We start from the raw sequence: 17,998 nt of genomic DNA, 5'->3' as shown, positions 1-17,998 counted from the left end.
GTGAAAAGATGGAACAGAAAGCAATAACGGTATTTTTAGTTATCGTGTCAGGTTAAAAAATGTTAAATTGGCACATATTCCTAATCACCTTGAATTGAAAAATACCTACTCCTTCGCCGGTCTCGTTTTGACCGGCCTGTGCTGCATAAGTTCAGTTTCCAGCCCGGAAAGGGCATTATTCCGTGAGATCGACAATTCCGCCACCTTTGTAACCCGGCCGGATAGCATCTCAAAAGCCGCTCCGGATTCGAGCAGGTTCAGCTACAATACTTTGGTTTCGGGGCTGGATGAGCCGATGGAAATGGCAATTCTGCCAACTTATGATATTGTAGTGGCCGAGCGAAAAGGGGCTGTGCGCTATTTTAACAATGCAACCAAAGAGCTTTCGACCATTGCTCAGTTCAATGTTTTCAGCGGGATTGAAGATGGGCTGCTGGGCGTGGCGGCTGATCCCGGTTTCGCGCGCAATAACTGGCTTTATTTCTATTACGGCGTGGCCGGCGACAAGCACGTAAGCCAGCTGGTACGTTTTGAATTGAAGGATAAAAAGCTGGTGGAAGGTTCCAAAAAAGTACTGCTGGAAATACCGACGCAGCGAAAATACTGCTGCCATTCAGCCGGTTACATTACATTCGACGTGGACGGACTGCTGTACCTGACCATCGGCGACAACACGAATGCAGAGGAGATTGAGGGCCACAATCCAACCGACGAACGCCCTGGTCGCGAGCTCGCCGACGGACAGGCTTCCACTGCGAATAGTCAGGATTTCAGAGGGAAGATCTTGCGAATTAAACCAACATCAGACGATACGCCGGGAGCTGCACCTTATAGTATTCCGGACGGCAATTTGTTCCCCAAAGACGGATCGAAAGGGAAGCCGGAGATTTTTGCAATGGGGCTTCGCAATCCTTTCCGCGTTTCCATTGACCCAAAGACCAAATATGTGTACTGGGGCGATGTCGGGCCGGATACAGAGGTGCCAGCCAGCGAAGGAAAATTGAGTTATGACGAGATAAATCAGGCCCGGAAACCGGGCTTTTTCGGGTATCCCTATTTCCTGGGGGACAATGAAGGTTTTCCTGATTATGATTTTGAAACTAAAAAAGAAGGGCCGGGAAAAGATCCGAAGAAACCGATCAACGATTCGCCTAACAATACAGGTATTCAGGAGCTGCCACCCGCACAGCCTGCGTTTATCTGGTACGGAAAAGGCCCGTCGAAAAAATGGCCACTGGTAGGTAAAGGTGGCGCCAGCGCGATGGCAGGGCCGATATTTTACAGTGATCAATTCCCGAACGCGCCTTACAAGCTGCCGGATTACTATAATGGGAAGCTCTTTATTTTCGATTGGATCCGGAAATGGATCATGGCGGTGACGATGAATGCGGCCGGTGATTATGTAGGTATGGAGCCGTTTTTGCCGCAACTTAAAGTGGTCGCGCCCATTGATATGCAGTTTGCCCCCGACGGGTCTATTTATCTGCTCGCTTATGGTACCAATTGGTTTGCGCGCAATACGAATTCAGGCATTATCCGGGTCGAATATTCGGAAGGAAACCGTAAACCGGTGGCTGTGGTAAGTGGCGGCCGGCGGATCGGCGCGGCTCCGTTCGCAGTTTCATTATCTGCCAAGGAATCAAAGGATTACGACCCTGGCGATCAATTGAGATTTGAATGGAAGATTGGAGAGAAAAAAGTGTCGGGCCAGGAATTGAAGCACACTTTTACCAAACCGGGCATTTACAATGTAGTTCTAACAGTGACGGATTCGCAGGGCGCAAAGGGAACGGCAACTACGGAAATCAAAGTTGGCAATACCCCGCCCTCGGTGCAAGTGGAGACAGCGGCCAACCGGAGCTTTTACTGGGACAATACCACATTGGATTACCAGGTAAAAGTGGCCGACAAGGAAGACGGGAAGATCAGCCCGCCGAAAGTGGCCGTTTCGTTCAGTTATCTGCCATTCGGGAAAGATCTAGCAGGTGCATTGAGTACTCCGGCCGGGAATATGCAGTTTGCTGCAACCGAAAAACTATACGCGTCGCTCGATTGTAAAGCCTGTCACACGATGAATACCAAGTCGGTTGGCCCGGCTTTGACGGAGATTTCAAAGAAATATGCGGCCGACGAAACTGCGGAAGAAATGCTTGCCGGAAAAATTATCAAAGGCGGGAGCGGCAACTGGGGTTCGTATCCAATGCCGCCGCACGCTGATCTGCCGAAAGAAGATGCCAAACAACTCGCTGCGTATATTTTATCTTTAACCAAAACACAGAAAACCAGGCCGCTTACCGGGAATATCGAACTGGAAGAACACAAAGGAAAAGGTAACGAGGGCGCGTACGTACTGCTGGCGAGCTACACCGACAAAGGTGCAAATGGTATCGAGCCGCTTAAATCCTCCGATTATATCGTACTCAAAAATCCGCTTATTCAAATGGAGGACTATTTCGAGGGAAATGCGGGAGTGGTCGTAGCTACTTTGAATACGGGTTTTAATTCTTATATCTCCAATATTACCAACGGGAAATTTGTACGCTTTAAGGATATTGATCTGAAAAATGTGCGCACGATCCGGCTTCGGGTTCAGGAGCATGGCGCAGGCGGGACGATTGAGTTCAGGCAAGATTCAAAAACGGGGCCGCTGGTAGGGAACACAAAGCTGAGCGGAGGCTTTCTGGACGATTTGAAAACGGGTTGGAAAGAAATAGTAGTGCCTGTCGAAGGTGCCGGTGGACTGCACGATCTGTTCCTGATTTTTAAAAATGAATCAGCCAAATCGCCCTTATTTCATATTGACTGGATGTATTTTGAGCAATAGAAACGCAGCGCTGCCAACTAAAACCAAATAATTGGTGTTGAAATTGGCAGTGAACTACGTTACTTATGATGAAATCTTACTGGCCTCAAAAGCACACCACACCGGTTTTAAAGAAAAACCAACCCGACGATTCTTACAAATTTCAGCCGCTCCCGGCCCCTTCCGGCGAATATCCCTACCACCTTCCGCTTGAAAATGTATTGCCGGAAGTCGATTCCGACAAGCTGGTTTTTCACATGCTGGGAGATACCGGCAGCGTCCATAACCCTGAATTTCAGAAGTTGGTTGTAGCCGAAATGGTGAAGCAGTACGAGGCGCAGGATGATACCGAGGATAAACCGCGTTTTTTATATCATCTGGGGGATATTGTTTACAACTTCGGCGAGGCGAGCCAGTATTCAAGGCAGTTTTTTGAGCCTTTTCAAAAGTATCCCGGCCCAATTTTCGCAATTCCCGGTAACCACGACAGCGACGTAAATCCTTACGGAAATGTGCGTTATAAGAGTCTGGAACCATTTTCTGCCGTTTTTTGCACTCCGAAATCGCAGACAGTTTCGTTCAGTAACAATGCGGCGCGAAAGAGTATGGTGCAGCCGAATGTATACTGGACCCTCGAAACGCCGCTCGCAAATATCATCGGGATGTATGGAAATGTGACCAAGTTCGGCCTGATCACGCCGGAGCAGCGCGCCTGGCTGATCGAAGAACTGAAAACAGCCGGCAAGCAGCGGCCGGAGAAAGCGGTTATTCTCTGCGTGCACCATGCGCCTTACTCAGCGGATGTAAATCACGGATCAAGTCTGTATATGATTGATTTTCTGGATAAGGCTTTTGCGGAAGCAGGTGTGCGGCCTGATCTCGTTTTTAGCGGGCATGTGCATAACTATCAGCGATTTAACAAAAAATATCCCGATGGAAAGAATGTGCCGTTTGTCGTGGCGGGTGGTGGCGGATATGACGAACTGCACCCGGTGGCCACTAACTATGACACGCGCTTTACGAGCGAACACAAACTATTTGCGGGTGTAACCCTCGAAAATCATTGCGATACCAAGCACGGTTTTCTGAAAGTTTCGATCGAGAGAAAGACGAAAGGATTGGAGATCAGGGTCAATTTTTATACCCTCCCGCACGAAAAGCGCAGCAGGCCGGGGATAAACGCCGACCTGGCTGACCACTTTTCTCTGATGGTGTGAGCTACGGTTTATTGCAGGAATTTGATTTTTGTGACCGACATTAATGGTTCGATCGGCTTTGCATTGTCATTTTTAAATACAAAATAGAGGTCGTGCTTGCCTTTGGTTGGCTCGACTTTGATCACGATCGGCTTACGAACGGGACGGGTGAAAGTCTTCGGTTTTTCACCGGGTTGCAGATTTTTGTTCTGATTTTCCAGATCTGCCATAATCTTGGCCATATCCAATTCCGGCGCGACTTCCACTTCCTGTTTGCCGATCAAAGTGCCTGTCGGACTATCGAGGTGTACTTCGATGATGCCGCCTACTGCGCCTTCCCGTTTCTGTGCGGCCCCTGCGATTTCCAGTTTTTCAATGCTTGTAAGGTCGATTTCGTTGAATGTCAGGAAGCTGTTTGCAAATGGCATTGCCAGAAAACCCGCGCCTTGCGACCCGATCGCTTTCATTTCAGCGCCTTTCACCACAGCTGCATCCGACACGGTCAGTTCCGGACTTCTCAAAATGATCATTTCTTCGCTCGTTTGCGCGGGAACCGCTTTGGTGCCGCTCACAGCACGATCAGTAAATGCGGCGCGGATCAGCAATGTGCCTTTTCCATTGTCACGTGCCGGGATCTTTGGCGTGTATTCGCCTTTTACCGGTAATGTACTCAGCGTTTTGTCGGTGCTGTTCAAAATGTATTTCACGATCACCTCGGCGTCTGCCACGGGCAGGGCAGGGTGGGCCGCCATCGCTACTTCTCCCCAAACGCCCGAGCCGCCTTCGAGTACCTTTTTAACCAGCATTTCGGTCACGCCGGGTTTGCCTTTGTATTTGTTTGAAATGTCCGCAAATGAAGGGCCAACCGATTTGGTATTAGGCTGGTGGCAGACTTTGCAATCACTTTTGCCAATTAAAACTTGTGCAACTGCAAACTGCGTGGAAGCATCCACACTGCGCTGACCCTGGATCACTTCTGCATAGTCAAACCCTTCCGAAGCGTAATCAATACTGACCGCAACCTGATCGGGGCTTATTTTTCCATCTGCAAGGCTGCCATCTTCCTTGTCAGTTACATCGATATTGTATTCAATAGGTTTATCTGCGAAAAAGAAAGTCTGATTTCCGCCTATATTCACTGCAACCTTCGGCGGCTCGTTACCTGCGATGATTTTCAGCGACTGGCTGTTGCTCGCGCCTTTTGAATCAGTCACTAAAAGATTTGCTGTATATATGCCGGGTTTATCGAAGCTGGCCGTCGCATTCTCGGTAGTGTAAGTTTTGATCGTACGGCCCGGTCCCATTACTTTCCAGCTGTATTTCAATGCATCACCATCATAATCTTTGGTGCCCACAGCGGATAATTTTGCCTGAAAAGGTACGGTACCTCCCTTTTTGTCCACTGCAACCTGAACAACCGGCTTCCTGTTCCCACCATTATATTCAAGCCGGATCAGCCGGGAATTCTCACTCTTTTTGAACCAGTTACTGCCGTATTCCAGCACATAAAGGTCGCCGTTCGGACCAAATTTAATATCGATCGGCTGCACCGGGTGATAGTTAGGCGCAACGCGTTCCATAGACTGATAATCGCCCTCTGCATTCATTGAAATCGCCATGATCCAGCCGCGTGAGAAATCAGCCGCGATCCATTTTCCTTCGTAATAAGCCGGCCAGGGACGTTTTGGAGCTTTGAAATCAGACCGGTGAAAAACAGGCCCGCCCGTGGCGCTGCGAGAGCCTGAACCTACCAGCGGAAATTTCTCGGAAATGCCATAAGGGTAATAGATGAAACTTGGCGCAGTCGGCATCAGATCGGTCAAACCCGTATTGTTCGGCGAGTTATTGACCAGATTTTTCGGGTCTTTCTTCGCAAGCGGCTTGTTGGTTGCATAGTCATAAACCGGGAATGCCTGATCATTTCCGACAAACCACGGCCAGCCAAAATTGCCCGGCTTACGCGACTGGTTCAGCTCGTCGTAACCCATTGGCCCGATCTCCGAATCTTCGGCCGCATCGGGGCCCACTTCGCCCCAATATAAGTAGCCTGTTTTACTGTCTACCGAAATCCGCCACGGGTTCCGGTGACCCATTGAATAGATTTCCGGCCGCGTTTTAGCGGTTCCTTTCGGGTAAAGATTGCCTTCCGGAATTGTATAAGTACCGTCCGGTTCAGGGTGTATTTTCAGGATTTTCCCGCGGAGATCATTGGTATTGCCGGCGTGGCCCTGGTCGTCCCAGCTGCTTCTGCCCGGGCGCTCGTCGGTTTGCGCGGCTTTCTGGTTCCCGGTGTTGTTACCTACTGTCAGGTACAGGTTACCGGCTTTGTCCCAGGTCATCCCGCCGCCGGTGTGGCAGCAAACTTCGCGTTGCGTTTCCACTTCCAGCACCACTTTTTTAGAACTTTCAACCAACTGATCTTCCTTCATTTCCCAGCGTGCCAGGATATGTTTCTTCTCGGTAGGATGTGCGTAGTAGAGGTATATCCAGTGATTTTTGGCATAATTCGGATCCATTGTCAGTCCCATTAAACCTTCTTCCGCCTCGCGGCTCACACCTTCCGCACTGGTGTATTTGGTATTGACCGGAATGGTCGCGATCAGGTCAGTCGCTTTCGTTGCGGGATTGTATTTTTTCAGTGCACCCTTTCTTTCGGCGATGAAAACGGATCCGTCGGCAAGTACCTCAAAAACCATTGGCTCGTCGAGGTTATCGGAAACCACGATCGGCGTGAAGCGGCTGTCGTCAGGTTTTTTGGGACCGTCTTCCTGTGTAAAGGCGGCTAGTCCGAGCAGGGTTATTACTTTAAAAGTATTCTTGAAAAGCCGTGTTGAGCCGGCATTGAACAGGAGAAATTTTGTCATATTCCAGTATAAAAGAGTATACTGGAAATATAGCAATATTTTGATAAAAAATGACACGATCCTATTTCCCCATCCAGTACTTAAAGTCGCCTACTTTCTCCCTGCTTACTAATGCTTCTTTGTTATGTGCCGGCCGCAATGTGAGCGCAAGCCGGTTGCCGAAATATGGGTCTATTTTGTCAACTGCCCTGTGACTCACCATCATACTCCGGTTAATTCTGAAAAACCGGGCCGGGTCGAGCGCCTCGGACAACTCGTCGAGGGTATAGTCCACGAGCAGTTTCTGATTGGTGTCGGTCATGAAAAAGGTGTACCGGTCGTCGGTGAAGAAATACGCGATTTCGCCCACTTCGATCGATAGCATTTTCTGTCCTTGTTTGACCAAAAACCGCTGCCTGTATTCCACAGCCGTCGTCTGGCGAAAATCTTCCAGCAACTTTTTAATACCCGCAAGCGAATCAACCTCCGGCTGCGCCTTCAATCTCTCAAATTTTTGAAGACTCCGTTGCAAATCTTCCCGGTGCACGGGTTTGAGCAGATAGTCAATACTATTGAGCCTGAATGCCTGCAAAGCGTATTCGTCGTAGGAAGTCGTGAAAATGATCGTACTGGTTACGTCGGTTTGGTTGAATATCTCAAAGCTTTGACCATCAGATAATTCTATATCTAAAAAGATCAGATCCGGGTCGGGGTTGTTTGCTTTTCGGTTATTTTGAAGCCACTCCACTGTTTCCTGAATACTATCAGTCACACCGGTTATTGAAAGCTGCGGCGCAGTTTCGGTCAGCAACTTTCTCAGTCTTCTTACGGATAGATCTTCGTCTTCTACAATTAATGCGTTCATTGATGGATTTTAGGATATTAATGGCAAGGTTACTGTAAAAAATTCGTGGTTGCTTTCTATCTCCGGCTCGGACAGACCGGGTTTGTATGTGTTCAAAAGTTTGTATTTGGTTATGATATTAGTCAGTCCAACGCGGGTCGATTCGAGGTTTTCGGTGCCGGCTGTGAAGGTCTTTTTCTGCAAATTATTTCGGACCATGAGCTGGCCTTCCTGCGTGCTGAGGATGAATATGGTCAGCGGCTTACTCGCACGGATCACATTATGCTTCACCGCATTCTCAACCAGCAGCTGCAATGTCATGGGCGGAATGCGGTAGCTCAGGTAATCCGGCTCCACATGAATATATAGCTTCATTCCTTCGCCATAACGCGTTTTGAGCAAATGCCCGTAGGATTCTATAAAGGAAAGCTCGCGCTGCAATGTAGTAAGTTGCCCGAATGCTTCCTCGTCGAGCGAAGCGTGGTTTGTTTGCAGCAGATACCGGTAAACTCGCGCCATTTCGTCCACAAATTGTTCGGCTTTTTCAGGATCTTCGGCAATCAGTGTCGATAGTGAATTTAATGTATTGAATAAAAAATGCGGACTGATCTGCGCCTTCAAACTTTCCAGTTGCCCGTTTACATTTTCTTTCATCAACCGCTCTTTATTTATCTCCTGCTGTTTCCAGCGGCTGAATGCATAAAACGATTCCTGAATACCGATTACCAGGGTGATCGCGCCCAGATTAAAAAAGTAAACCAGCAAAATCGTGCTGATTTTGAGCGTAGAACCAAAGAGCTGGTATTGAATGTAAAGTGCGGCAATAATTGAAAGAAAGATAGCAGAGAGAAGCGCGTGGCCGCAGATCAAAATGAAGATCCGCCGAACAGTATGTTCCAGACCGGAATATCGGGTTGCGATGCGTGCATGTAATTTTTGCTGGATCGAAAAAGTCACGGACAAGAGCGCGAGGTTCAGGAGCGTAGCGGCGGCAAATGTTTTCCAGTCGGCGAATACAGCCGGGCCGATCATCAGATAATTGAAAAACAGCAGGAATACCGGCATGGTCAACACGAATGACCAGCGGCTCGGCGAGCTGAACGCTCCTGTTATTTTTTCAAAAAGCGATTTTTTCATGGCTGCCTGGCCGGGTTCCGGTTCGGGGGAAAACTGACTTGTACGTATTTCAAAAATAGGAGAAAGTAAAACAATACATAGATACGCGCTGTGCCAATTGTCATTTTGAATGCATGAATTGTATCCGCACAACTTACGCATTCACGCGGTAAGGCGCAGTAAGTAAGGGAAGGGAAACTGCATAGTGGTTGATATCTTGTTCGATACTGATCTGCCGGTCGCTGACAGGCGCATATTTTGCTTTCAATTCGGTTAGTCCCCCCTGATTGGTGCCCATCGGGCGTATTTTGGCCTGGATATTATTTTGTACACTAATCCGGTGGTGGGAGATATGGATACTGATTTTGAGCGGTTTTAATGCGGACATTATATTGTATTTAATCGAATTGTCGATCAGAATTTGCAGCGAAAGCGGCGGAATATGCAGATCGGCAGGCACATTTTCCGGCAGCTGCAATTGCAAACTTTCGCCGTACCTGACTGACAGCAAGCGATGGTACGTTCTCATAAATCCGATTTCTGCTTGTAATGTTACGAGCTCCGTTTTTGCAGCCTGCAAGGTATATCGGTAAATTTTTGCCAGATCTTCTACAAAGTTTTCAGCCTTGTCCTGATCTTCGCCAATCAGTGATGAAAGGGTGTTGAGGCTATTAAATAGAAAGTGCGGATTTACCTGCCCTTTAAGTGAATCAAACTGATGCTGCAATGCGAGTCTTTCCAGCTTTTCACTCTCCGCCTGGTTCTTTTTCCATTGTTCCAATGAATAAAACAGCCCCAGCATTGCTACCAGGAAAACGTCAAAGAAACCTCCCAAAATCATAATTGGCCAGATATTTTCCCAGGCAAATGCAACCTGAATTCCGGGCATAATACTGTAAATCCAAACGTCGAAAACCGCCAGCGTCATTGTAACACTTCCGACGATCAGGATCATGACGGACAGGCGCCGGACAGTCTGATCAAAATGCGGGTAACGTGCAATCACCCAGCGTACTATGATCGTGAGCGTGATAATAGAAATCCAGTAAAGTATAGTAACGATCAGCGTTCCTATCAGAAATGAATTCAAATCCGTAAAATACGAGGGGCCAATAAAATAATAGTTACCTACCGCAAAAAGTACCGGCATCATTGCAAGGTGGTACCACCATTCGTATTTGGAAAAAAACTGCGGTTTCATGAAATTTAGGTCCGAGTAGGAGATTTATTCAAAAATAATAAACCTGAATAATTTACTTCAAGTAATATTAAATCCGGTTCAACAAAAGCGATATAAAATGGGGAGTCAAAGTGCAGGGATATTAATGTACCGGAAATCGCCGGAAACAGAAGTGCTACTGGTTCATCCCGGAGGCCCGTTCTTCGCTAAAAAGGACTTGGGCAGCTGGTCAATACCGAAAGGGGAATATGTGGCGGGTGAAGATCCGCTCGCGGCTGCAAGGCGGGAATTTCAGGAAGAAACGGGCAGCGAAGTAAGCGGTGAATTTTTGGTCTTAACAGCGATCAGGCAGAAAGGAGGAAAAGAAGTAAAAGCCTGGGCGATTGAAGGAGATATTGATCACTCGCAAATTGTCAGTAATACTTTCGAAATAGAATGGCCGCCCCGCTCGGGCAGGAAGCAGGTTTTTCCCGAAGTAGATAAAGCAGGCTGGTTCCCGCTTGATGAAGCGAGGCAGAAAATCAATGAGAAACAGGCAGCTTTTCTCGACGAACTTGAATTGATATTGCAGTCAGGTTCGTGAATTAAATAACATTTAATACCGGTAAAAAAATGAGCCCGGTTGTACAGTAAATGAATGTCATATTTAAATAGATTTTTAATTTAATTAGTATATACAAGTATATCTATCAACCGCATTTTGTAGAAATTCTGCGAAAGATTTTAATAAGACGATATCCTTTCTATTTTTGTAATTATACAATCAAAAAAGTAACCCATAATTTGAAGATGAAAGCAAACACTATCAAGTTCTTTTCTCCCGAAGAGAATGTTCAGGTAACGAAAAAAGCAAAGGCGGAGAACAAACCTACGGGCTATATTTCCGGTACAGGTAAATTGGTACTGCCTCCAAAAACGCTGGAAGAGCTGGATATCGAGCCGCTCACCAGCCGTTTTAAAATTGGAACCCAGGAAGGAAAGAGAAACTTGAAATATCTTTATTTAATTCCAAGTTCTGACACCGAAGGCACTTTCGCAATGACCAAAAGCGGCCGCGGATTCTCAATTCCACTTGACGTAATTTTGAGAAAAGGCGGAGTGGATTTTGAAAAAACGAAATACACATTTGAGATCACTCTTTTTAATTATGAAGAAGGCGTAGTAGGCTACGAACTCGCACTCGGAAGCTCCGAGCCGAAGCCGGAATACACCGGCAAGCCGCGGGGACGGAAGCCCAAAAAAGATGTGATAGAAGGATAAGCAAAAGGAGTTTCGGAAACGAAACTCCTTTTTTGTTAAAGTGGCATAGTTCTTATGTCTGCATGCGCAAGTATCAATTTACTTCATCACCATGCTAACAGAATTAACCGAACCTACTACTTTAAAGGCGAGCCAACCGGTAAACCTCGTGGTCAACGGAACTCCTCTTCAACTCAACCTGCTACCATGGGTGAGCCTCCTGGACGCACTGCGCGATTATTCCGGGCTAACCGGCACGAAAAAAGGCTGCGACCACGGACAATGCGGCGCCTGTACCGTGATCTGTGACGGAAAACGTGTACTGAGCTGCCTGAGCCTGGCAGTTTCCAAAGACGGATCTGAAATTACTACCATTGAAGGAATTGCCCCGGAAGGCGATCTTCACCCACTCCAAAAAGCATTTATCGAACACGATGCATTTCAATGCGGGTATTGTACGCCCGGCCAGATATGCAGCGCGATTGGTATGATGAAGGAGGGAAAGGCCAAAACACGGGCCGAGGTGAAAGAGCTGATGAGCGGCAACCTATGTCGCTGCGGGGCCAACACCAATATCATTGACGCGATCATGGAAGTTCAAAACCAGTCGGTCCATGAATAATTTCACCTACAAAAGAGCGGAGAGTATCGAGGATGCACTTGCTCAAAATAACTCAGGCGGCAACAGCAGCTACCTGGCCGGCGGGACCAATCTGGTCGATCTGATGAAATATGATCTCACGCGCCCGGATTCGCTTGTTGACCTAAACAGAGTCGACGGTCACCACGAAATTTACGAAACACCGGAGGGCGGACTTCTGCTCGGCGCTTTTGTTACCAATGCAGACACCGCCTGGCATCCGATCGTGGAAGAGCGTTACCCGCTGCTTTCGAAAGCAATACTTGCCGGGGCTTCTGCACAAATCCGCAATATGGCGACGAATGGAGGGAATCTGCTCCAACGTACACGCTGCTATTACTTCTACGATGCCAATGTGCCGTGCAACAAGCGCGAGCCTGGTTCGGGTTGTTCAGCAATACCAGGGTACAACCGGATTATGGCCATTTTGGGTACAAGCGAGAGTTGCATTGCGGTTTTCCCTTCGGATATGTGCGTAGGGTTGGCGGCTTTGGATGCTACTGTACATGTGGAAGGCCCAACTGGTAGCCGAAGTATTCCATTTGCCGATTTCCACCGGTTGCCCGGAGATACGCCAGAGATCGACAACACGCTGCTGCCGGGCGAGATCATCACCGGCATCGAGCTCCCTGCCAACGGTTTTTCAAAGAATTATTCTTATCTCAAATTGCGTGATCGCAATTCCTACGCTTTCGCACTTGTCTCTGTTGCCACCGGGCTTGAATTGGACGGTAATGTGATCCGGGAGGCGCGCATTGCATTGGGCGGCGTTGCGCACAAGCCCTGGCGCGTGCGGGAGGCGGAGGAATTCCTTGCAGGCAAAACTGCTGACGCGGCGAGTTTCGGTCAGGCGGCCGAGATTATATTAAGAGGTGCCGTAGGCTTTCCGCACAATGCTTTTAAAATAGAACTGGCGAAAAGAGCGATCGTTCGTAACTGTATGATGGCACTCGATCCCGAATCGCAATTGCCTGGTGCACAGCCTTCTGTTTAACACTTCATCAACATTATGGAACCATATAAATCACAAATAGGCCAGCCGGTCAGCCGGCTGGAAGGTCATTTGAAAGTGACTGGTACGGCCAGATATGCAGGCGATTACAGTGTGCCGGGGTTGCTTTACGGTTATGTGATCAATAGCACGATCACCAAGGGAAAGATCATCAGTTTTGATACCTCCCGCGCAAAAGCGCTGCCGGGCGTGCTGGAAGTTTTTACCCACGAAAACCGCCCGTCGCTTGCCTGGTTCGATTTGCAATATGCCGATATGGACGCTCCTCCGGGTTCGCCCTTCCGACCATTGCAGGACGCCGATATTCTGTATAACGGACAGCCGATCGGGCTGGTCGTGGCTGAAACGTTTGAGCTGGCACGTTATGCGGCCACGCTGATGGATATTGAATACGAAGAAGAAGCATTCGACACCGATCTGCGCAGCCAGCAGCATCTTGCCCGCTCGCCGAAAATAGGTATGGCGACTATGCTGAAACCGCTTCCGCCGAAGCCGAAAGGTAATTTTGAAAAAGCATTCAATGCATCACCCAATCAGGTAAGCGCCGAGTTTTTTCACGGAACCGAGCACCACAACCCGCTCGAACTCTTCGCAACGACCACCGTTTACGAAGGAAAAGGAAAGCTCACGATTTATGACAAAACGCAGGGGACTATTAATAGTCAAATGTATGTGGCTAATATATTTGGGTTGAAATTCAAGAACGTGCGTGTGATTTCTCCGTACGTTGGCGGCGCTTTTGGCTCGGCACTGCGACCGCAATATCAGCTGTTTCTGTCAGTTATGGCGGCATTGAAGTTGGAGAGATCGGTTCTTGTGACGCTGGACCGGCATCAGATGTTTACCTTCGGGCACCGGCCGCCTACCGTTCAGCGCACGCGTTTCAGTGCGGATAACAATGGTATTATAACGGCATTGAATCACCTGGCAATAGGGGAAACCTCGCGGTTTGAAGATTACACCGAGGTGGTGGTAAACTGGTCGCACATGTTATATCCGGCTGCCAATACTTTAATGCAATATAAGCTCGTGGAACTGGACGTTTACAGCCCGCTTGATATGCGCGCCCCTGGCGGTGTAACTGGTATGCACGCGATTGAAAGTACGATCGATGAGCTGGCCCATAAATCCAAAATTGATCCTTTACAGCTTCGCTTAACCAATTATACTGAAATTGATGTGAGCCTGAACCGCCCTTACAGTAGTAAAGAGCTGCGTGAATGCTATTTACAGGGTGCTGAAAAGTTTGGCTGGGACAAGCGCAATCCCGAGCCGCGCAGCATGCGGCGCGGAAATAAGCTGGTGGGTTATGGTATGGCCACGGGGATCTGGGAGGCAAATCAGCTGCCGGCCAAAGCCGAGGCGATCCTGACGGGCGACGGGAAATTGAAGATTAATAGCGCCGTAACCGATATTGGAACGGGTACTTTGACCGTCATGACGCAGATCGCGGCCGACGAGCTGGGCTTGCCTGTGGAGGATGTAGAGTTTGCTTATGGAGATAGTAAAAAGCCTTTTGCGCCTATTCAGGGAGGTTCATTTACTGTTTCTACGGTAGGCTCTGCGGTAAAGGCAGTCGGCGCGGCAATGCGCAAGAAGTTATTTTCCATTGCTAAAAAGATGAAAGGCGGCGTATTCGACGGCGCGGATCTGAAAGATGTAAGCTTTGAAGGCGGGAGAGTTTTCATTACAAATGATCGCTCCCGATCGGTTTCATTCCAGGAAATTATAGCCGCTAATGACAACAAGCCGGTCAAGCTTTCGAAGTTTTCAGTTCCGTCTATATTGAAGCTGAAAAAGTACTCCCGGGCGGCGCACAGCGCTGTATTTGTGGAGGTAGAAGTGGACGAAGAGCTGGGAGTCATTAATGTGACCAGGGCTGTGACTGCTGTCGCAGCGGGCAAAATCATCAATCCTAAAACAGCCCGCAGCCAGATTCTCGGCGGCATGATCTGGGGTATCAGTAAAGCGTTGCGCGAAGAAACGATCCAGGATGATGGATTGGGGAAATATATGAACCAGAATTTGTCTGAATACCATATTCCCGTTCACGCGGATATTCACGAGCTGGACGTCATTTTTGTGGACGAAAAAGATACAGTAGTGAATGAGCTGGGAACCAAAGGGGTAGGGGAGATTGGTATCGTGGGAATGCCCCCGGCGATTACCAACGCGATTTTTAATGCGACCGGCAAACGCATTAATCAACTACCAATTCATTTCGATATGCTGTTGTAAAAAAGGGTTGAATTAATGTAAAACTGAGGATAGCTGAGAAGTTTTGCGAACCAACAATGGTCGCTAACTTCTCAGTTACATTTCCTGCGTTCTTGTTATTTTTCGAATAATATTTGTAAATCGAATGGCAGTGGGTATAGGGTGAGGCGTTAGCTGCAATTCATCTGATAATTTACCGTCTATGCAAACAGATTTCAATTTTCGCCTCCGACAAGTATTCTTCCTGATTGTAGTAATTGCTTTTGCTATAACTATTTTTCATCAGCTTTATGTATTCTTCCCCGGCTTTCTTGGTGCACTGACACTTTACATTCTTTGCAGGAAATACTACGTCATACTTACTCAGAAAAAGAATTGGAATAAAAGCCTGACCGCGCTGTTATTCATGGTATTGTTCATGGCCTGTATTGTTGCGCCAATATATGTTTCACTGCAAATGATCTTTTCAAAGGTCGAAATGATCCTGAAAGATCCGGACCAGATCAATCACGCAATCGACGCGGTTTCAAAACAATTGAGAGAATGGACCGGTCAGGATTTGCTTACCAAAGAGGCTACATCCAATATTGGTAAAAAAGCGGGAGGCTTCATTCCCGGTGTCCTTAATAGCTCAGCTATGATGTTGGGGAATTTATTGATGATCCTTTTCCTGGCTTATTTTATGTTTCTGAACGGACAGACGATCGAGCGGGTATTGCACCGGTTAATCCCACTTAACTCGCGGAATATCGATCTTCTGGCCGACGAAACCGTGAGTATGGTGCGTGCAAATGCAATCGGTATTCCGCTCGTTTCGCTGATCCAAGGACTTGTTGCTGTGATAGGTTACTGGATTTTTGGCGTGAAGGATTTTATATTATTAGGATTAATCACCGGTTTTTTCGCCTTCTTTCCGGTAGTGGGAACTGCGGTGATCTGGTTGCCGATCGTGATATTTATGTTTTCAAAAGGCGATAGCGGCAAGGCGATCGGTTTGGCTATTTATTGTTTGGTGGCGGTAGGTAATATTGATTATCTCGCCAGGGTAACGTTACTTAAAAAAGTAGGTAATGTGCATCCGGTCACCACGATCCTTGGATTAATAGTCGGCCTCAGGTTGTTTGGTTTCTGGGGATTTATTTTCGGACCGCTGATGATCAGTCTTTTATTGCTTTTTATAAAAATATATAAAACTGAATTTGGAGATCCTCCTGCCGAAAAAAAAGTCGGCACCGCTGGTTAGCGCGTGCCGACTTTGTCAATTCAATATCTTTAAATTTCCGCGTCTTGCTTCGAATCAATTTCATAATCCGCAAAATCTTTCTGGTTATCTGACCATTTATAAACGATTTTTTTAAATCGAAGATCATATACGATTTCGTGAATATTCTTCATAAAATCCTTCTGCATTTTTTTAGGTTCAAACATCTGGCCGCTGAAAGTGAGTACATCCTGTTTCTCACCGGAAAGCGAAATGTCGATATGTTCCTGTCCTAATATTTCTTTTTTAGACTCTACATAAGCGCCTCTTAGTGCCGGAAATTCTTTGGTCTGCACTTTTACGATCTTTTGTTCCAGCTCTTTACGCTGCGCGTCAATCGTTTTATCGGGACTATTTTTTACCTCGTTGTAAAGTGCGGTATTCGATTTGTGCCAGGAAAGCCGGGTTGCAATATCGGTTTCATCTTCGCCTTTATTCAGTTTTTGGTCAATGTCGATGATCTTGTTCTCAATAAACAAAGCCATATTATCGTGTGAAGCAGTGTCAACTGGTTTGGGTTTTAAAAAATGCCAGGCAATACCCGCTGCTGCACCGATCAGCAAAATATAAACAATGTATTTTCCAACTTTTCTATTCTTATAGTTTTCGGGTTCCATTTTAATTTTGGTTTGAAGTAAAGTTCGTTTTCAGGAAAGGTTTGCGCCCGATCAGGCCGGTGCATTTTGTACTGCATTTCAAAAAATATGCCATTCGCATATGAAAAGCCACTAGCTGCGCGCAGGTATATTGATTTTTAGCATAAATACTTAAGCTATACGCAGCCGAACTGGAACGGATTTTTCGGGCTATCGGATATCTTTCAATCAACACCCCATTTGAAATAATGAAACTGCAGCAATTCTATAACCAGGTTTACGCCTGGCTTCTCAGGACCGGTCCATCGTTTTTGCTAGGAATCGGTGTGCTCATTGTCGGGTTCTGGCTCATCAGAATACTGTCCCGCTGGCTTACCAATCATTTATATAAAAGGAAAATTGACCCGTCGCTCACACCATTTCTGCTTAGCCTGAGTATCACAACTTTACGCGTGCTGCTGATCATTTCGGTCATGCAGATCATCGGTATACAGATGACCGTTTTTGCGGCGATCATCGGGGCGATCGGTGTAGCTGCGGGCCTGGCGCTGTCGGGGACTTTACAGAATTTTACAAGTGGGATCCTGATATTGCTATTGAAACCATTTGAAGTAGGCGATAATATCCTCGCGCAGGGACAGGAAGGCACTGTGACCGCGATCAAGATTTTTTATACGATCGTGCAGACATTTGACAACCGCACAGTCGTGATCCCGAACAGTAAGTTGTCTAATGAAGTGATTATCAATATCAGCCGATCTGGTACGAGAAGGCTTGATGTGGAGATGAAATTCAGTAACAGTATCGACTATCAGACTGTTAAAAGTACGATTGAAAATGTGCTCGATGGTGCCCAAAATGCCCTTAAAATCCCCGAAAGGCGCATTGGTATCTCATCGATCGAGGCCGACGGCTACAAAGTAATGGTAAATGTGTGGCTCGATGCGCACGGATTCATTGATACAAAAATGGAGATTCAGGAGAAGATGATGGAGGCGCTCCGCGGTTCGGGCTTGAAATTGCCCGGACTAGGTTAGTAGCTGGCTCCTGA

14 protein-coding genes are annotated in these 17,998 nt (G+C 47.3%); 9 read left to right on the top strand and 5 right to left on the bottom strand.

Translation table 11 applies throughout. The features are described from left to right. Positions 1 to 94: 94 nt before the first annotated feature. Together KOD92_RS10220 and KOD92_RS10215 are read left to right on the top strand one after the other, a co-directional pair. Entirely contained in the window at positions 95 to 2,824 is a 2,730-nt protein-coding gene (locus KOD92_RS10220; protein ID WP_229254613.1) for a PQQ-dependent sugar dehydrogenase, read from the top strand. A gap of 65 nt (positions 2,825 to 2,889) precedes the next feature. Continuing rightward, positions 2,890 to 4,020 carry a metallophosphoesterase family protein gene (locus tag KOD92_RS10215; protein WP_229254612.1) on the top strand — a complete coding sequence of 377 codons (1,131 nt, stop codon included), beginning with the start codon at positions 2,890 to 2,892 and terminating at the stop codon, positions 4,018 to 4,020. Between the two features lie 8 nt (positions 4,021 to 4,028). On the opposite strand, the gene KOD92_RS10210 is transcribed toward KOD92_RS10215, so the two are convergent. The 4 genes from KOD92_RS10210 to KOD92_RS10195 form a co-directional block, all read right to left on the bottom strand. Further along, positions 4,029 to 6,863 (bottom strand): PQQ-dependent sugar dehydrogenase, encoded by a 2,835-nt coding sequence (locus KOD92_RS10210; protein WP_215233439.1) that lies wholly within the window; start codon positions 6,861 to 6,863, stop codon positions 4,029 to 4,031. Positions 6,864 to 6,924: 61 nt separating this feature from the next. Then, on the bottom strand, positions 6,925 to 7,707 hold the full coding sequence (locus KOD92_RS10205) for a LytR/AlgR family response regulator transcription factor (protein ID WP_215233438.1): 783 nt from the start codon (positions 7,705 to 7,707) through the stop codon (positions 6,925 to 6,927). Positions 7,708 to 7,716: 9 nt separating this feature from the next. Further along, positions 7,717 to 8,823: a sensor histidine kinase gene (locus KOD92_RS10200; RefSeq protein ID WP_215233437.1), complete on the bottom strand. Its 1,107-nt coding sequence runs from the start codon at positions 8,821 to 8,823 to the stop codon at positions 7,717 to 7,719. Positions 8,824 to 8,956: 133 nt separating this feature from the next. After that, the gene (locus KOD92_RS10195; RefSeq protein WP_229254611.1) at positions 8,957 to 10,003 is read right to left on the bottom strand and encodes a sensor histidine kinase; all 1,047 of its coding nucleotides are present in this window, start codon (positions 10,001 to 10,003) and stop codon (positions 8,957 to 8,959) included. A gap of 97 nt (positions 10,004 to 10,100) precedes the next feature. Here KOD92_RS10195 and KOD92_RS10190 point away from each other — a divergent pair, with 97 nt between their 5' ends. The 6 genes from KOD92_RS10190 to KOD92_RS10165 all read left to right on the top strand — a co-directional run bounded on the left by KOD92_RS10190 (position 10,101) and on the right by KOD92_RS10165 (position 16,333). Then, a complete protein-coding gene (locus tag KOD92_RS10190; protein WP_229254610.1) occupies positions 10,101 to 10,565 on the top strand; it encodes an NUDIX domain-containing protein in 465 nt (154 codons plus the stop codon). Between the two features lie 206 nt (positions 10,566 to 10,771). After that, positions 10,772 to 11,242, top strand: a complete 471-nt coding sequence (locus tag KOD92_RS10185; protein ID WP_215233436.1) for a hypothetical protein — start codon at positions 10,772 to 10,774, stop codon at positions 11,240 to 11,242. 91 nt (positions 11,243 to 11,333) lie between these two features. Further along, positions 11,334 to 11,843 carry a (2Fe-2S)-binding protein gene (locus KOD92_RS10180; RefSeq protein WP_215233435.1) on the top strand — a complete coding sequence of 170 codons (510 nt, stop codon included), beginning with the start codon at positions 11,334 to 11,336 and terminating at the stop codon, positions 11,841 to 11,843. After that, positions 11,836 to 12,855, top strand: coding sequence for an FAD binding domain-containing protein (locus KOD92_RS10175; RefSeq protein WP_215233434.1), 1,020 nt, complete (start codon positions 11,836 to 11,838; stop codon positions 12,853 to 12,855). The genes KOD92_RS10180 and KOD92_RS10175 overlap by 8 nt, the downstream gene beginning before the upstream one ends. A 15-nt stretch (positions 12,856 to 12,870) precedes the next feature. Then, a complete protein-coding gene (locus KOD92_RS10170; protein ID WP_215233433.1) occupies positions 12,871 to 15,111 on the top strand; it encodes a xanthine dehydrogenase family protein molybdopterin-binding subunit in 2,241 nt (746 codons plus the stop codon). Positions 15,112 to 15,292: 181 nt separating this feature from the next. Continuing rightward, on the top strand, positions 15,293 to 16,333 hold the full coding sequence (locus KOD92_RS10165; protein WP_215233432.1) for an AI-2E family transporter: 1,041 nt from the start codon (positions 15,293 to 15,295) through the stop codon (positions 16,331 to 16,333). Between the two features lie 29 nt (positions 16,334 to 16,362). On the opposite strand, the gene KOD92_RS10160 is transcribed toward KOD92_RS10165, so the two are convergent. Then, on the bottom strand, positions 16,363 to 16,968 hold the full coding sequence (locus tag KOD92_RS10160) for a hypothetical protein (protein ID WP_215233431.1): 606 nt from the start codon (positions 16,966 to 16,968) through the stop codon (positions 16,363 to 16,365). A 227-nt stretch (positions 16,969 to 17,195) separates the two neighbouring features. Between KOD92_RS10160 and KOD92_RS10155 the strand changes: the two genes are divergently transcribed. Further along, positions 17,196 to 17,984, top strand: coding sequence for a mechanosensitive ion channel family protein (locus KOD92_RS10155; protein WP_215233430.1), 789 nt, complete (start codon positions 17,196 to 17,198; stop codon positions 17,982 to 17,984). Positions 17,985 to 17,998 lie beyond the last annotated feature (14 nt).

It is taken from the genome of Dyadobacter linearis (genome assembly GCF_907165045.1).
Taxonomy (GTDB): Bacteria; Bacteroidota; Bacteroidia; order Cytophagales; family Spirosomataceae; genus Dyadobacter; species Dyadobacter linearis.
The sequence above is the reverse complement of the archived record's forward strand: the minus strand, read 5'-3'. Positions and strand labels throughout refer to the sequence as shown.

What these genes read in the sequence shown, in the direction of transcription:
- KOD92_RS10215 (WP_229254612.1), top strand. Translation starts at nt 2,890, where the DNA reads ATGATGAAATCTTACTGGCCTCAAAAGCACACCACACCGGTTTTAAAG.
- KOD92_RS10210 (WP_215233439.1), bottom strand. Translation starts at nt 6,863, where the DNA reads ATGACAAAATTTCTCCTGTTCAATGCCGGCTCAACACGGCTTTTCAAG.
- KOD92_RS10205 (WP_215233438.1), bottom strand. Translation starts at nt 7,707, where the DNA reads ATGAACGCATTAATTGTAGAAGACGAAGATCTATCCGTAAGAAGACTG.
- KOD92_RS10200 (WP_215233437.1), bottom strand. Translation starts at nt 8,823, where the DNA reads ATGAAAAAATCGCTTTTTGAAAAAATAACAGGAGCGTTCAGCTCGCCG.
- KOD92_RS10195 (WP_229254611.1), bottom strand. Translation starts at nt 10,003, where the DNA reads ATGAAACCGCAGTTTTTTTCCAAATACGAATGGTGGTACCACCTTGCA.
- KOD92_RS10190 (WP_229254610.1), top strand. Translation starts at nt 10,101, where the DNA reads ATGGGGAGTCAAAGTGCAGGGATATTAATGTACCGGAAATCGCCGGAA.
- KOD92_RS10185 (WP_215233436.1), top strand. Translation starts at nt 10,772, where the DNA reads ATGAAAGCAAACACTATCAAGTTCTTTTCTCCCGAAGAGAATGTTCAG.
- KOD92_RS10180 (WP_215233435.1), top strand. Translation starts at nt 11,334, where the DNA reads ATGCTAACAGAATTAACCGAACCTACTACTTTAAAGGCGAGCCAACCG.
- KOD92_RS10175 (WP_215233434.1), top strand. Translation starts at nt 11,836, where the DNA reads ATGAATAATTTCACCTACAAAAGAGCGGAGAGTATCGAGGATGCACTT.
- KOD92_RS10170 (WP_215233433.1), top strand. Translation starts at nt 12,871, where the DNA reads ATGGAACCATATAAATCACAAATAGGCCAGCCGGTCAGCCGGCTGGAA.
- KOD92_RS10165 (WP_215233432.1), top strand. Translation starts at nt 15,293, where the DNA reads ATGCAAACAGATTTCAATTTTCGCCTCCGACAAGTATTCTTCCTGATT.
- KOD92_RS10160 (WP_215233431.1), bottom strand. Translation starts at nt 16,968, where the DNA reads ATGGAACCCGAAAACTATAAGAATAGAAAAGTTGGAAAATACATTGTT.
- KOD92_RS10155 (WP_215233430.1), top strand. Translation starts at nt 17,196, where the DNA reads ATGAAACTGCAGCAATTCTATAACCAGGTTTACGCCTGGCTTCTCAGG.